This is a genomic window from Dyadobacter sp. CY312 (assembly GCF_021390535.1).
In the GTDB taxonomy this organism is placed as follows: Bacteria; Bacteroidota; Bacteroidia; order Cytophagales; family Spirosomataceae; genus Dyadobacter.
On record NZ_JAJUXG010000007.1, the window covers coordinates 168,598 to 183,399 of the forward strand.

The window sequence follows — 14,802 nt, forward strand, 5'->3', positions numbered from 1 at the left end:
TGTACAAAATGTACGGCTATGTTCTGTACACTAAAAGCTAAATAATTATGAATATTGGAGATAAAGTAAGGTTGGTACACGGACGGGAAGAAGGTATTGTTTATGCCTTTTTACCTGGAAATGTGGTTGAAGTAGAAATTGAAGATGGTTTTCGGATACCCGTGCTGAAAAACGAAATCGTTACCATTTCGCCGGTGGAGTCCCAGCGGCTTGTGAAGGCACCGGATTCTCAAAAGATTGGTAGCCAGAGTGATAAAATTGTATCTCGTACGCCGGTGTTTGCCGAAAAAGGAATATACCTCGCATTCGCATCTGTGAACGACAGAGCTGTGACGGTGCATTTAATCAACAATACCGACTGGATATTACCATTCACAGCAACCGCTCAGGACCAGTCAGTACAAACCGGACTTGGTGCCGGAACACTGCAACCCAGAAGTGCTCAGAAGCTTTCCGAGTTATTGATCAAGGATTTTGAAATGTGGCCAACTTTTGATTTCAAGATACTTTATTATCGTGAAGGGAGGTTTACCTTGCCACTTCCTTTGAATAAAAAACTGAAATGCCGTGCTCAATCATTTTACAAGAGTAAAGGGCAGGCACCGGTTTTGGGAAGAGAAGCATTTGTGTATCAGCTTGATGAGGAAAATCTGAAAAAGGAAGAGGTAGTTTCGGAGGCTGGTCTTTCAGATGCATTAAGAACAAGTATGATGGGCGGAGCGGAAGCGGGAAAGGCATTGTTGGAAAAGCCCGGGAATATTGTTGATTTACACATTGAAAAAATACAAAGTGATGTAAACGGGCTTAACAATGAGGCAATACTAAAAATACAGTTGGCAACGTTCGAAAGCAGTCTTGAACGTGCGATAGCCAATGGGATGGAGGAAATTACCTTTATTCACGGATCGGGCAGTGGTGTGTTGCGGACGGAATTACATCGGAGGCTGGGCAAAAATCAGCACGTTCAGTATTATAAAGATGCTCAAAAGGAAAAATTCGGATACGGTGCAACGCTCGTTAAAATCAAATAAATTCATCAGCAAACCTTTATTGGCAATTCTATTGGTAGTTGTGGCAATAAGCCAGTGGCAATGCAAGTCTACCAGTACATCGCCCAAGGCGCCTATGGAAGAATATCAATATTCGGACAAAGAAATCCAAAATGAAAAGCATTTATCCGTACTAAATGTACCCGTTGAAATTCCTATTTCTGAATTGGAAAATCAGATCAATGCGAAGATTAAAGGCCTTATATATGAGGACAATAGCTACGAAGATGACGGAAACGACAATCTTAAAGCCAAAGTATGGAAAATAAGCCCCATCAAAATGGTTGCGCTGGATTCTTCATTTTTGTTCGAGGTTCCTTTGAAAATATGGGTTAGTGCTGGTTATAACATTAGTCCGCTGGGCATCAGGATGTCTGGCTATAAGGATACGGAGTTTTCCATCAGGATCAGGCTTATCTCGAAAATTGTACTCGCCTCGGACTGGAAAGTCAATTCGGAAACTTACGTCGACAGTTACGACTGGATCTCAGAGCCTAATGTGAAAGTAGCCGGTATCAACATTCCGATAAAAAGCATGGCAAGCCGTCTGCTGAACAAGAATTTTGATAAAATAACACAGGCTATCGATGTGCAGGTAGCAGATAATATTGAATTGAAAAAGAATGTGGAGGTGGCATGGAAACTCGCTCATGAGCCGGTCTTGCTTGCCAAAGAATTTGATACATGGCTGGTGATTAAGCCCACCGGTGTTACGATGACACCACTTCTTGCCAAAAATGGTATATTGAGATCCGTAATTGGAATTAATGGTTACACACAGACTGTTACGTCCGCAGTTAAGCCATCCATTCCTGCAATTCCTAATCTGCCACCTCTTAAAATAGTAGAGAAAGTACCGGAAAATTTCAGGGTTAGCCTCATAAGTCTGGTTTCTTATGAAGAAGCTGGCAGGCTTGCTGCAACGAAGTTTAAGGGTGAAAAATTCTCGTTTCTGAACGGTCAGTATAATGTGGAAGTGACAACGGTTGAAATGTACGGACAAAATGATAAATTAATTATCAAGGCGGGTTTGAAGGGCAGCATAAACGGGAACATTTACCTGAAAGGTATTCCTTACTACGATCCGGTGTCCCAGCAGCTCTCTCTTAAAGGGTTAGACTATGACCTTGACACACGCAATACAATTCTGAAAACAGCAAATTGGTTGCTACAAGGACAGTTTAGCCGCATGATGGAAAAGAAAATGGTGTTCCCTGTCGGTGGGCAGATCAGCGATGCTAAAAAGACTATTCAGAAGGCATTGGCAAATTATAAAATTATTGACGGCGTGTTAATCAAAGGAACGCTCACAGATATAGTGCCTGATAAAGTATATCTTACTCCGCAACACATTTACTCTGTTGTTTTTGCGGAAGGTAAAGTAAATTTACGTGTTGATGGATTAAGGAGTTTTTAGGTTACATTTTAACCAAAAGGTCAGTCAGTTATCATCTTTTTTTACTTTTTATGCCAGATTGTCTACTGTTGAAGGAAAGTATTTCTTAGCTTTGTGGTCGAGCGAAAGGAATAAGCTGTTCTATCGCCGCGGCTTTATGTCGGGGAGGAAAGTCCGGGCAGCGCAGAGTGCCGTACTTCCTAACGGGAAGGCAGCAGATCAGAAATGGTAGGTTGACAGCAAGTGCCACAGAAAATTAAACCGCCTGGCATGTTTTTTATGTGTCAGGTAAGGGTGAAAAGGTGGAGTAAGAGACCACCGCCTGTTGGGTGATCAATAGGGCACGGTAAACCTTACGGGCTGAAAGATCAAATAGGTGTTAATTTGTGGGGCTACTCGTCTCCGTTTCTTAGGAAGCATTAACACGGGTAGATCGTTAGAGGTTCCGGGTGACCGGAATCCTGGATAAATGATAGAATCCTGATCTGGCGCAGGCTGGTGAGGGAAACAGAATCCGGCTTACAGGCTTGTTCTTTTTGTTTTGAACTTTAAAAATTAAGTGAATATTTGAATCACATAACTGGTGTTTCCCATGAAGAAAAAGAATCTTTACGTTGCTTTAGTTTGTTTGTTCCTTTCGAGCTTTGACACCTCCGCTCAAAACCGCACCTATGACGGCCCCAATAAAATGAATACCTGGTCAATCACAGGATACGGCGGTATCACTAAATTTTTTGGAGATATCAAAACCTATGATTTCAAACTCGGACCAGAAGAAAAACTAACAGGTGGCTGGGGTCTTTCAATCAACAAGCAGTTGTCTCCTATTTTTGGGGTTCAATTGACAGGTTTTAATGGACAGCTTCGTGGCTCAAAAATGGGATACATAAGCGATTTTTCGAAAAAGACTTATGATGTAACGTTTAATAGCCCCTCATTTGTCCAAGTTACTTTGGATGGAACAGTGAACGTGAACCGTTTGCTTTTGGGGTACAAAAAAATGCGCAGATGGAAAGTAGATGCACATTTAGGTGCTGGTATTATTTATTTCCATACTGATTTGCACGCAATTAATACTGAAACTGGAGTTGATTGGCCCATTAAGACAAACACGGGCGGTAGTTCTAAAACTGCTGGTACTTGGGAACGAAACGGATCTACTTACACTCGTGAGTGGGCTATTCCGGCAGGTCTTTCTGTTCATTACGAACTGACTCCACGTTTTGACATCGGTGCTGACTTTACGTACACCTATGTTAATACCGAGAAAATGGATGCAACTGTTGGTAGCATTACAGACTATGAGTCTCAGTATGGTCTTTGGTCATTCCAAAAAGGAGATTCTAAAAAAGACGGATGGGGAATGGCTTCTATTGCTTTGACCTACAAATTGGGTAAAAACGCAGTAAGAGCTAAGGATGGTAAGTACGATGCAGGAAGTGGTCGTTACCACTTGCGTTGGGCAAATCCACAATCTTTGATCCCAGTTCCTTACAACCCGACTATGGATGATGCGGATTCTATCGCAAAAGCAAATATGCCGAAGCCTGTTGATCCAAGATTGTATACAGATACAGATGGTGATGGTGTTGCTGACCTTTTCGACAAAGAGCCCAACACACCAGCAGGAAGTGTAGTATCAGGTGGTGGAGTTGCAATGGATCTTGATAAAATCATTCGTGATGCTATCAAAAACAACTTACCGAAAGACGAGTGTGAAGCGTTGTTCAGTAACATCGAGTTTGATACAGACAAGGCTATCATACGTAATGCTTCGAAAGAAACACTTAGCAAAGTTGTTGAACTTCTTAACCTGCGTCCCAACTGCCGTATCGTATTGGTTGGTCACACCGATGCACGTGCTTCTGACAACTACAACGTAGCACTTTCTCGTCGTCGTGTTGATGCAGCAAAAAGGTTCCTGATCCGTGCTGGTCTTAAAGAGCCAAGTCGTATCCTTAATGAATACTATGGTGAGTATCGCCCGGTTGCGGAAAATACAACAGTTGAAGGTTTGCAGTCTAACCGTCGTGTTGAGATCAAAATCTTGCCTCAAAACACAATTCGTTCTTCTTACCCTGCTGGTTTCAGAAAATAAGAAGTTCAGTTAAAACATACAGAGAGGGAAATCAGGAAACTGGTTTCCCTTTTTTTATGAAAATCGTTGACTATAAGTCACTAATCTATTAACAATTATCCCTACCTTTGCACCCTGTTTAATTTAGGGACGAGTTCCCGATCATAACAAATTCAATAATGGCAGTAAAAATTAGGTTAGCGCGTCGTGGACGCAAGAAAAAAGCGATTTATGATATCGTAGTCGCAGATGCCAGAGCACCACGTGATGGTCGCTTCATCGAAAAATTGGGTAGCTACAACCCAGGTTCAAACCCTGCTTTCATCGTTTTGGAAGCGGATAAAGCTGTTGACTGGTTGCTTAAAGGAGCTCAGCCAACGGATACAGCACGTTCAATCCTGCAACATGAAGGAGTAATGCTGAAAAAACACCTTCAGATTGGTGTGATTAAAGGCGCTATTACTCAGGATGTGGCAGATGCTCGTTTTGAAGAGTGGAAAGAATCTAAAACTGGCCGTAAGGCAACAGCTGCTGATTCATTGTCTCAGAAATTAGAAGCTGATAGAAACGCAAGACTTGAAGCAGAACGTAAAGTTAACACTGCACGTGCTGAAGCTATTGCTATCAAAAATGCACCTCCGGCTCCTGAGGTGGTAGAAGAAGAAGTTACTGAAGAAGTTGTAGCTGAAGAAGCTGCTGCTACCGAAGAGGTGGCTGCGGAAGAAACTGCTGCTGTTGCTGAGGAAACTGTTGCTGAAGCTGCACCTGCAGAAGAAGCTGCTCCTGCTGCTGACGAAGCGGAAAAGGCTGAATAATATAGCTTTAACCTAATAAATATGAGTCTGTCGGTTTTCCGTACAGACTCATATTTATTTAAGGTCATTTAAAACTTTAAATACAAAACAGTGACACAGGATAATTGTTACTTACTTGGTTACATTGTTCGCACGCATGGCACCAGTGGCAATGTGGTTATTTTTCTGGATGTAGACTACCCGGATGATTACGAAGATCTGGACTCGGTATACGTTCAGTTGAAAGGCGAATTGGTTCCTTACTTTATTAGTAATTTCAATCTTCAGAAGCAGGGCAATGCCATTGTTACCTTTGAGGATGTGGATACAATAGAGAAAGCGCAGGCATTGGTAGGCAGCTCTTTGTTTCTTTCGCTGGATGAGCTCGACGAGCTGGACGGTGAGGAGTTCTACTACCACGAAATAAAGGGCTTCACTGTTGTGGATGAAACCAAAGGTGAGCTGGGCATTGTGCGGGAAGTATATTCACTGAACGGACAAGACCTGATCGCCATGGATTACCAGAATGTGGAAGTTCTTATTCCAACAGCTGAAGATATCGTTCTTAAAGCCGATAAAGAAAATAAAAAGCTATTCGTGAATCTGCCGGAAGGATTGCTGGAAGTATATCTGGATAATGATTCGGACGACCAAAACATACCCGATGATGCGGATTGATATCATAAGTTGTGTGCCCAATTTGTTGGAAAGCTTTTTTGCACACTCCATTCTCAAACGTGCACAGCAGGGAGGATTTGTGGAAGTAGTTTTGCACGACATCCGCGACTTCTCCGTTAACAAGCACCGTACCATCGACGATTATGCTTTTGGTGGTGGGGCAGGAATGGTGTTGCAAATTGAGCCCATAGCGCGTTGCATTCGCTCTTTACAGGCAGAGCGGGATTATGATGAGGTTATCTATCTTACACCTGACGGTGAGCTCATGGAGCAGAAAATGGTGAATCAACTTTCTCTGAAAGGAAATCTGATCATGCTTTGCGGACATTACAAAGGTGTGGACCAGCGGGTAAGAGATATGTTCATTACGAAAGAAATCAGTATAGGAGATTACGTACTTTCGGGTGGAGAATTGGCTGCTGCCGTATTGGCTGATTCTATTATCAGACTTTTGCCCGGTGTATTGAACGATGAGACCTCTGCACTTACCGATTCGTTTCAGGACAATTTACTGGCTCCACCGGTTTATTCAAGGCCTGCCGATTTTGAAGGAAACGTGGTGCCTGAGATTCTGATGTCAGGGCACGAAGCGAAAATTGAAGAGTGGAGGTATACGCAGTCGGTGAAAAGGACCCGGGAGCGTCGCCCTGATCTGTTAGGATAAAAGAAGAAACCCCGACTCAGGTATTGTACCGGGCCGGGGTTTTATATGATGATCAAAAATCAAGATTGCAGTTAATCCACTCGTTATCGAAGTTGGTTCCGTATTTGCGATAAAAGCCAACAGCGGAGGTGTTCCAGTCTAACACCTGCCACATCATGCCTGTACAGCCTGTTTCTTTTGCAGCTCCAACTGTCGCGTCAAAAAGTACCTTTCCAACTCCATTGCCGCGCATGTCTTCCGTCACGATAATATCTTCCATATAGAGCCGCTTCCCTTTCCAGGTTGAGTAACGGAAATAAAACAAGGAAAGACCGATAATTTTGGAATCAACTTCTGCGACGAAAAAGTCAAAAAGCTTCTCGTTATAGTCTCGCGTAAGCTTCTCAACATTATTGGTTACCTGATCAAGTGCCCGTTCATAAATGGCAAGTTCTTTGATTAGCTCATAAATTGCAGGTATATCATTTACGGTTCCTTGGCGGGTTGAAACGTTCATAACAGTGGTTTAAGCTTTAAATTCTTACTGGTTACAATATACAATTTTTCACTATTGATGTTGCACATAATTGCCCCATTTTTCCAGAATTGCCTGGAAATTAGCAGGTAATTCTGTGTCGAACTGCATCCATTCGCGGGTTGTTGGATGAATGAAACCGAGCGATTTGGCATGAAGCGCCTGACCCGGTAACATGGCAAAACAGTGGTCCACCATGGCTTTGTAACTTCCCGATGATCCACCTCTCAATATCTTGTCACCACCATAAACGGTATCATTAAAAATAGAGTGACCAATGTGCTGCATGTGAGCACGTATCTGGTGTGTACGTCCTGTTTCAAGATTACACTTTATGAGTGAGACATATCGTAGAGGCTTGATTATTTCGTAATGTGTAACCGCATGTTTGCCTTGGGAGCCGTCTTCGAATATATCCATCACCCTGCGATCCCGTGCACTTCTGCCGATGTGACCAGTAATGGTGCCTTTCCATTCTTTTGGCTCTCCCCATATGAGCGCGTTGTATGTCCGCTCTATGGTATGATCTGAAAACTGTTTGGCAAGAAACGTCATCGCAAATTCGGTTTTGGCAATAACCAGTAATCCTGATGTATCTTTATCGATGCGGTGAACAAGTCCGGGCCTTCCTTCTCCATTTCTGCCCACAGGTAAATTTTGAAAATGGTAAACCAAAGCATTAATCAGGGTTCCTGTCCAGTTTCCAAATGCCGGATGGACAACCATGCCGGTTGGCTTGTTTACGAGTAATAGAACATCGTCTTCATAAATGATATCTAATGGAATATTCTCTGGAATGATTTCGGTATCCCGTGGTGGCTGTGGCAGGGAGAGCGTAACAACATCGAGTGGTTTCACCTTATAGCTTGCCTTGGTAACCTGCCCGTTCACTTTTACTGCTTCTGCATCAATTCCGTTTTGTATTTTTGTGCGTGAAGCATTTGCTACATGAAGACTCAGGTATTTGTCCAGCCTCATGAGACTTTGGCCTTTATCGGCAACTATGCGGTAATGTTCGAAAAGATCGTCTTCTTCGGAGGTTATTTCCAGGTCGTGTTCTGACATGCTAAGATATGGGGCAAATGAAATTAAGGATGAAGCTGTTTCTCAGTCAAGAAAACTTCATTCTACAAAGCACAAAATTATCAAATTAAGTGGATAAACTGGTTCCTTTCCTGCCTACACCTTTGCAGTTACTGTCTGACGATGAAATTCGCCGGGCTGGAATAAGATTATATATAAAACGGGATGATCTCATACACCCCACTGTTTCGGGAAATAAATGGAGGAAACTGAAATATAATCTGGCAGATGCTATTGCCGGAAATCATGCAACTTTACTGACGTTTGGCGGAGCTTATTCCAATCACTTGTACGCCACAGCGGCAGCAGGAAATGCACTCGGTTTTAAAACAATTGGCATCGTTAGAGGAGAAGATTTTGAGTCTGAACTTACACCAACTTTGCTATTCTGCCGGGAACAGAATATGGATTTGCATTTTATTTCCCGGCAGGAGTATAAGCGGCGTAATGAGGCGGAATATTTGAATGAAATTTCCAAAAAGTTTAAAATGCCTTACCTCATTCCGGAAGGAGGAACAACAGGACTTGCGCTCAACGGAGTGGGGGAGATGGCAACGGAAACACAATCCCAGCTCGGTTTTAGACCTGCTTATTATGCAACCGCAGCAGGTACCGGTGGAACGGCCGCCGGAATATTATCGACTGGAAGTAACGTGTTGGCTTTTTCTGCTCTGAAAGGAGGAGGTTTTTTAGCCGATGATATTTCAGAGCTGCTTGCCACAAGTGAAAACCCGGGCAACTTGCAGTTATTAACACAATACCACTTTGGAGGATATGCGAAATGGACACCCGAGCTGCTCAGCTTCATGGCTGACTTTTACGCCCGACATGGCATTCAATTGGAACAGGTGTATACAGCTAAAATGATGTACGGTCTTTATGACCTTATGGCAAAGGACTTTTTCAAGCCAGGAGATACGGTCGTTGCTGTTCACACTGGCGGGCTGCAAGGCCTGTTGGTTCAGAAAATGACTGACAACCAATCAGGCACATAACTCTATTTTTTTTCAGCTTCACCGGTACCAGTAGATTTTTGATTAACATATTCTTTAATCAATTCTTTCTCGCCGGCGATCCACAGTACATCATCATTTTCTATAATCATAAAAGAATCGGGATTCAGAATTCGTTCGCCATTGCGTTCAAGCCCAACGATCATACCATGGGTATTTTCGCGTATTTTGCTTTCCCGAATACTTTTGCCACGAATATTGTATTCGTTTTTAATTTGAATCCTTTCCAAAACGATGGTTTCGGGAGGAGCAATGTAAGTGTCACCATTTACGCTAATTTCAACATGTCCTCTAAATGCATCCAACTGTGCATCGGTGCCAATTACTTCAATACGGTCGCAGGGATATAATACTTCGCTTGGCTTGGGCAGCTGAATGGTTTTGCTGCCGCGTTCAATCAAAACTACGTTGATGCCGAAATTCTCTCTGATTTTGAGCTCCTGTAAAGTTTTGCCAATCAGATTGGAATCTGCACTCACTTCCAAAAAGGCAAAGTGCGCTTCCCAGGGCAAAAGGAGCTTTCTGGACTTTCCACTTCCTTCCAACTGGCGTGCATTGAGATTTTGAAGAAATCGTTCTTCAATTTTCTGATAGAATAATTGTAATCTCTGGTAAAAAATGGCAAACGCCAGAATCATGATGCCACCGGCAATAGCCAGCGCTTCCGGTGTACTGTAAAACTGGCTTAGCAGGAATACCATCAGCAGCAAAGCAACCAGAACCCGGGAGAGTTCCAGGACAAGTAATGGCCCCCGGCTGTATTTTCTGCTTAACCAGATAGAAGAGTAGGCTTTCCGGTTTGATCTTTTAAAAATGAGTGCCCATAAAAACGGTGCTATCAGGAGGAATGTAATGAAAAACAGAACGGAATTGGTAACATAGTTTTCGGGAATACGCGCATGAAGTATGTCAGCCAATTGCTTGGAAGACAGTAAAATGATACCAATTACAACAACTGAATTAAGTATGACCGTTTGGGCGTATGATTTCAAAATCTGCTGCCACTGCGTAGTTCGGGTAATATTGCCGGTGGTGGAACTATATCGATTCAGATAACTACGTAGTTTTATTGGTAAAACCCTGTCAAGCCAATTGTAGAGTGGATCAGATAGTTTCATCATGTAAGGAGTGGTGAACGTAGTAATCACCGAAACACCGACAGCAATTGGATATAGAAAATTACTCGTAACGTGAAGCGACAGCCCAAGGTTTGCGATAATGAATGAGAACTCACCTATTTGTGAAAGACTCATGCCCGACTGTAAAGAATTTTTTAATGGTTGACCCGATATAACGGCCCCGATGGTCACAAAAGTGGTTTTCCCAAGAATTACCACCAAAACCAATATGGCTGTAGGTATCGCATATTCTAAAAGAAGACTCGGATTAATAAGCATCCCAACGGATATAAAGAATACCGCCCCAAACAGGTCTTTGAGCGGTTTTAGAAGATGTTCAATTTTTTCTGCATGTGTTGTCTCTGCAAGGATAGATCCCATAATAAAGGCCCCCAAAGCTGCTGAAAAGCCCGCCTTTGTAACAAGAAATACCATTCCAAAGCAAAGTGCAACGGAAGTGATTAGCACGCTTTCGTCATTCATAAGCTTCCGGTAACGACGCAGAAGCGTCGGGAAAATAAAGATTCCACCCAAAAACCATATGATCAAAAAGAAAAATAACTTTAGAATAGATTCAAAAAGCTCCATTCCTGCAAATTGCTGACTGATGGACAGGGTTGACAGTAATACCATAAGTAAGACTGCTGTAAGGTCTTCAATTACGAGAATTCCTAAAACCACGCGCGTGAACTGTTGCGTTTTTAAGCCAAGCTCATCAAAGGCTCTGAAAATGATAGTAGTGGAGGAGATGGCAATGATCCCGCCAAGAAATAGGCTGTCGATTTTACTCCACCCAAGTAACTGACCTGTGGTGAAACCTGTTACAAGCATGAGAGAAACTTCGAAAAGCCCCGTGATAGCTGCCGTATTCCCAACCTTCATCAGCTTTTTAAAACTAAACTCGAGACCAAGATTGAACAACAGGAATATGACTCCTATCTCCGCCCATATTTCGATCGTTTTGATATCGGTTATGGTTGGAAAAAGGTGGAAGTTGGGTCCTACGAGCAATCCGGCGAGTATGTATCCTAAAACAATGGGTTGCTTGAGTTTTTTAAATATCAGCGTGATAATACCCGCCATTGTGAGTATTAACGACAAGTCAACAATGAGTTGCGGAACGTGGGTCATGTACTATATGCTGTTGTATTACACTTCGGGAAGCAATAAAATACAAAAAGCCTCTGATAAATCAAAGGCCTTTTGTATTAGACTTGAAAATTCAGATAAGCTAATATTAACCTACACTTCCTTCAAGGCTGATTTCCAATAGTTTTTGTGCTTCCACAGCAAATTCCATCGGGAGTTGATTTAACACTTCTTTGGCGTATCCATTTACGATCAGAGCAACGGCCTGTTCCGTAGGAATACCTCTTTGATTGCAATAGAAAAGGATGTCCTCTCCAATTTTTGAAGTCGTTGCCTCGTGCTCAACCATTGCCGAAGGATTGTTCACTTCGATATATGGGAAGGTGTGAGCGCCACATCTGTCGCCAAGCAACAGGGAATCACATTGGGAGAAGTTACGTGCTTTTTCAGCTTTTTTGAAAACCTGAACCAATCCACGGTAAGAATTCTGACTCTTTCCGGCAGAGATTCCTTTTGAAACAATACGGCTTCTTGTATTCTTTCCTATATGGATCATTTTGGTACCTGTATCGGCCTGCTGCATATTGTTGGTCACAGCCACGGAATAGAATTCACCTATCGAATTATCGCCTTTCAGGATAACGGATGGGTATTTCCAGGTAATGGCTGAACCTGTTTCAACTTGAGTCCAGGAAATTTTAGAACCTGCTCCGTCACAAAGACCTCTTTTGGTTACAAAATTGTATATCCCACCTTTTCCGTCCTTGTCACCAGGATACCAGTTCTGAACGGTTGAGTACTTTACATTGGCATTTTCATGCGCGAATATCTCTACTACCGCAGCATGAAGCTGATTTTCATCGCGCATTGGCGCTGTGCATCCTTCCAGATAACTTACGTGGCTATCTGCATCACCTATGATCAGTGTACGTTCGAACTGACCCGTTCCGGCTGCGTTGATACGGAAGTAGGTAGATAACTCCATCGGGCAACGAACACCTTTAGGAATGTATACGAACGAACCATCAGAAAAAACAGCGGAGTTCAACGCGGCGTAATAGTTGTCTTTCGGAGGAACTACCGATCCAAGGTATTTTTTAACAAGCTCAGGATGCTCTCTGATCGCCTCACTGATGGAGCAAAAAATAATTCCTTTTTCTCTCAGAGACTCTTTGAAAGTTGTAAAAACGGATTCCGAATCCATTACAGCATCCACGGCAACCGGAACGCCCGAAAGCCTTTTTTGTTCGTTTAAAGAAATTCCAAGACGCTCGAATGTATCACGCAATTCCGGATCAATATCATCCAGACTGTCAACTTGTTTTTTCTTTTTCGGTGCCGAGTAATATTTGATTGCCTGAAAATCAATCTTTGGATAAAAAACATTAGGCCATTTTGGCTCTACCATTTTTTGCCACATCGCAAAAGCTTTCAAACGCCACTCAAGCATCCATTCCGGTTCATTCTTTTTGGCAGATATAAACCGTATTGTGCTTTCATCAAGCCCAACAGGAGCTTCATCCGCCTCAATATCAGTTACAAAGCCGTATTTGTATTCCGAACTGGTGATCTCCTCCAACAATTCATCTTCTTTGTTCATAGTCTTATTATTATCACGCTACATCCTCGTTGTGAGTGTAACACACAGAAACGGGATTGAGTTTATTGAGAGGGCCAAAAATACATAAAAAAGCCCACAAATTTATGACGCAGATCATAAGTTTGTGGGCACGGGGTATCTTAAAACGATTATAAATACGCTCCTGTCGACAGATAATTCTTTACATAATCAGCCACACCTTCTTCCAGTGTATGAAATGGCTTGTCGTAACCGATCGATCTTAATTTGCTCATATTGGCCTCGGTGAAATACTGATATTTGTCACGGATATCGGCTGGCGTATCAATAAATGAGATGTCAGGAGTTTTGTCCATAGATACAAAAGTATTGATCACCAGATCTTTGAAAGTACGTGCCTGACCGCTTCCCAGATTGTAGATACCTGAATTTTTGCGATGATGCATCAGGAAAATACATACGTCAATAAGGTCTTTCACGTATATAAAATCACGCATTTGTTCACCGTCCTTAAAGTCGGGATTGTGGGAGCGGAACAGTTTCATTTTGTCCGTTGCTTTGATCTGATTGTAAGCATGCATAATCACCGAAGCCATGCGGCCTTTGTGATATTCGTTTGGTCCATAGACGTTGAAGAATTTCAATCCTGCCCAAAACAAAGGCTTTTTCTCCTGCTGCAATGCCCAGATATCAAATTCGTTTTTCGAATCACCGTATGGGTTCAGTGGTTTTAATTGAGAAAGCGTCGTTTCGTCGTCGTCGTACCCATGTTCACCAAGTCCGTAGGTTGCAGCCGAAGATGCGTAAACCAAAGGAATCTGGTATTCAACGCATTTGTTCCAGATGTCTTTAGAATAGTTTACGTTCAGTTTGTCGAAAATTTCTTTGTCAAATTCCGTAGTATCGGTTCTTGCACCTATGTGGAAAATGAATTCGAGATCCCGGTTATTTTGGTCGATCCAGGAGAAAAGTGAATCCCGCTCTACTCTTTCCTTGATTGTTTTTCCTTCGAGATTTTCTGCTTTTTCGATTTTAGAAAAATCGTCTACGGCAATGATATTTGTAAAGCCATCCTGGTTAAGCTTACTGATAAGTCCGCTGCCAATGAATCCGGCTGCACCTGTTACGATAATCATGGGTGATTACTGGTTTGATCTGTAAAAAGAATGCTAAATAAGAGCGTTGAAACTTGCGTATCTACTCTTACTTTTTCAGACAAATAGGATTTTTTTTAGTTATCCGCCTGTTTATCTGCAAAACTACGGATACAAGATGTAATTTTGTACCCTATTTATTTAGAGAGAGGAAAGTTTTATGATTTACGTAACAAGAAAAGAGCATTTCAACGCTGCCCACAGGCTTTTTAATCCTGCCTGGTCAGATGAAAAAAATCAGGAGGTCTTTGGCCCATGTGCCAACAACAACTGGCATGGGCATAATTTTGAATTAATTGTTACCGTAAAAGGCAAACCCGACGCTGATACAGGTTTTGTGATAGACCTTAAAGTGCTGGGCGATATTATCAAACAAAAGGTTGTGGATAAGGTAGATCATAAAAACCTGAATCTGGACGTGGATTTCATGTCGGGCAAGATGGCGTCCTGTGAAATATTTGTGATGGAAATCTGGAAGATTCTCGCGCCTGCTATTTCAGAAGTGGCTCCCAATGCCAATCTGCATTATATCAAACTGATAGAAACTCCTAAAAACTTCGTGGAGTATTACGGAGAGTAAATGTTACAAAGCAT

Annotated in this window: 13 protein-coding genes and 1 other RNA gene; 9 read left to right on the plus strand and 5 right to left on the minus strand. The window is 42.4% G+C overall.

The features are described 5' to 3' along the window. Positions 1–47: 47 nt before the first annotated feature. The 7 genes from LZG71_RS10445 (at position 48) to trmD (ending at position 6,658) form a co-directional block, all read left to right on the plus strand. Positions 48–1,031 carry a DUF2027 domain-containing protein gene (locus LZG71_RS10445; protein ID WP_233820156.1) on the plus strand — a complete coding sequence of 328 codons (984 nt, stop codon included), beginning with the start codon at positions 48–50 and terminating at the stop codon, positions 1,029–1,031. Beyond that, on the plus strand, positions 979–2,466 hold the full coding sequence (locus LZG71_RS10450; protein ID WP_233820158.1) for a DUF4403 family protein: 1,488 nt from the start codon (positions 979–981) through the stop codon (positions 2,464–2,466). Before LZG71_RS10445 ends, LZG71_RS10450 begins: the two co-directional genes overlap by 53 nt. A 107-nt stretch (positions 2,467–2,573) precedes the next feature. After that, positions 2,574–2,983: RNase P RNA component class A (gene rnpB / locus LZG71_RS10455), an RNA gene on the plus strand. 54 nt (positions 2,984–3,037) lie between these two features. Further along, positions 3,038–4,543 carry an OmpA family protein gene (locus LZG71_RS10460; protein WP_233820160.1) on the plus strand — a complete coding sequence of 502 codons (1,506 nt, stop codon included), beginning with the start codon at positions 3,038–3,040 and terminating at the stop codon, positions 4,541–4,543. 158 nt (positions 4,544–4,701) lie between these two features. Next, positions 4,702–5,337, plus strand: coding sequence for a 30S ribosomal protein S16 (locus LZG71_RS10465; RefSeq protein WP_233820162.1), 636 nt, complete (start codon positions 4,702–4,704; stop codon positions 5,335–5,337). A gap of 90 nt (positions 5,338–5,427) precedes the next feature. Continuing rightward, positions 5,428–5,994, plus strand: coding sequence for a ribosome maturation factor RimM (rimM, locus tag LZG71_RS10470; RefSeq protein ID WP_233820170.1), 567 nt, complete (start codon positions 5,428–5,430; stop codon positions 5,992–5,994). Beyond that, positions 5,984–6,658, plus strand: coding sequence for a tRNA (guanosine(37)-N1)-methyltransferase TrmD (gene trmD, locus LZG71_RS10475; protein WP_233820504.1), 675 nt, complete (start codon positions 5,984–5,986; stop codon positions 6,656–6,658). The genes rimM and trmD overlap by 11 nt, the downstream gene beginning before the upstream one ends. 52 nt (positions 6,659–6,710) lie before the next feature. Here trmD and LZG71_RS10480 read toward each other — a convergent pair whose 3' ends face one another. Next, complete coding sequence (locus LZG71_RS10480; protein ID WP_233820171.1) at positions 6,711–7,154, minus strand: GNAT family N-acetyltransferase; 444 nt, start codon at positions 7,152–7,154, stop codon at positions 6,711–6,713. A gap of 51 nt (positions 7,155–7,205) precedes the next feature. Beyond that, entirely contained in the window at positions 7,206–8,237 is a 1,032-nt protein-coding gene (locus LZG71_RS10485; protein ID WP_233820172.1) for an RluA family pseudouridine synthase, read from the minus strand. Between the two features lie 89 nt (positions 8,238–8,326). Here LZG71_RS10485 and LZG71_RS10490 point away from each other — a divergent pair, with 89 nt between their 5' ends. Next, positions 8,327–9,250 carry a 1-aminocyclopropane-1-carboxylate deaminase/D-cysteine desulfhydrase gene (locus LZG71_RS10490; RefSeq protein ID WP_233820173.1) on the plus strand — a complete coding sequence of 308 codons (924 nt, stop codon included), beginning with the start codon at positions 8,327–8,329 and terminating at the stop codon, positions 9,248–9,250. Positions 9,251–9,252: 2 nt separating this feature from the next. Here the strand turns inward: LZG71_RS10490 and LZG71_RS10495 are convergent, their stop codons facing one another. The 3 genes from LZG71_RS10495 to rfaD all read right to left on the minus strand — a co-directional run bounded on the left by LZG71_RS10495 (position 9,253) and on the right by rfaD (position 14,190). Further along, the gene (locus LZG71_RS10495; RefSeq protein ID WP_233820175.1) at positions 9,253–11,517 is read right to left on the minus strand and encodes a cation:proton antiporter; all 2,265 of its coding nucleotides are present in this window, start codon (positions 11,515–11,517) and stop codon (positions 9,253–9,255) included. Between the two features lie 106 nt (positions 11,518–11,623). Next, on the minus strand, positions 11,624–13,075 hold the full coding sequence (gene sufB / locus LZG71_RS10500; RefSeq protein ID WP_233820176.1) for a Fe-S cluster assembly protein SufB: 1,452 nt from the start codon (positions 13,073–13,075) through the stop codon (positions 11,624–11,626). 149 nt (positions 13,076–13,224) lie between these two features. Beyond that, positions 13,225–14,190 (minus strand): ADP-glyceromanno-heptose 6-epimerase, encoded by a 966-nt coding sequence (gene rfaD / locus LZG71_RS10505; RefSeq protein ID WP_233820178.1) that lies wholly within the window; start codon positions 14,188–14,190, stop codon positions 13,225–13,227. A gap of 178 nt (positions 14,191–14,368) precedes the next feature. Here rfaD and LZG71_RS10510 point away from each other — a divergent pair, with 178 nt between their 5' ends. Continuing rightward, positions 14,369–14,788: a 6-carboxytetrahydropterin synthase gene (locus LZG71_RS10510; protein ID WP_233820180.1), complete on the plus strand. Its 420-nt coding sequence runs from the start codon at positions 14,369–14,371 to the stop codon at positions 14,786–14,788. Positions 14,789–14,802: the final 14 nt, after the last annotated feature.

Excerpts from the sequence above, each read along its gene's own strand:
- LZG71_RS10445 (WP_233820156.1), top strand. The coding sequence starts at position 48 with ATGAATATTGGAGATAAAGTAAGGTTGGTACACGGACGGGAAGAAGGT.
- LZG71_RS10450 (WP_233820158.1), top strand. The coding sequence starts at position 979 with ATGCTCAAAAGGAAAAATTCGGATACGGTGCAACGCTCGTTAAAATCA.
- LZG71_RS10460 (WP_233820160.1), top strand. The coding sequence starts at position 3,038 with ATGAAGAAAAAGAATCTTTACGTTGCTTTAGTTTGTTTGTTCCTTTCG.
- LZG71_RS10465 (WP_233820162.1), top strand. The coding sequence starts at position 4,702 with ATGGCAGTAAAAATTAGGTTAGCGCGTCGTGGACGCAAGAAAAAAGCG.
- trmD (WP_233820504.1), top strand. The coding sequence starts at position 5,984 with ATGCGGATTGATATCATAAGTTGTGTGCCCAATTTGTTGGAAAGCTTT.
- LZG71_RS10480 (WP_233820171.1), bottom strand. The coding sequence starts at position 7,154 with ATGAACGTTTCAACCCGCCAAGGAACCGTAAATGATATACCTGCAATT.
- LZG71_RS10485 (WP_233820172.1), bottom strand. The coding sequence starts at position 8,237 with ATGTCAGAACACGACCTGGAAATAACCTCCGAAGAAGACGATCTTTTC.
- LZG71_RS10495 (WP_233820175.1), bottom strand. The coding sequence starts at position 11,517 with ATGACCCACGTTCCGCAACTCATTGTTGACTTGTCGTTAATACTCACA.
- sufB (WP_233820176.1), bottom strand. The coding sequence starts at position 13,075 with ATGAACAAAGAAGATGAATTGTTGGAGGAGATCACCAGTTCGGAATAC.
- rfaD (WP_233820178.1), bottom strand. The coding sequence starts at position 14,190 with ATGATTATCGTAACAGGTGCAGCCGGATTCATTGGCAGCGGACTTATC.
- LZG71_RS10510 (WP_233820180.1), top strand. The coding sequence starts at position 14,369 with ATGATTTACGTAACAAGAAAAGAGCATTTCAACGCTGCCCACAGGCTT.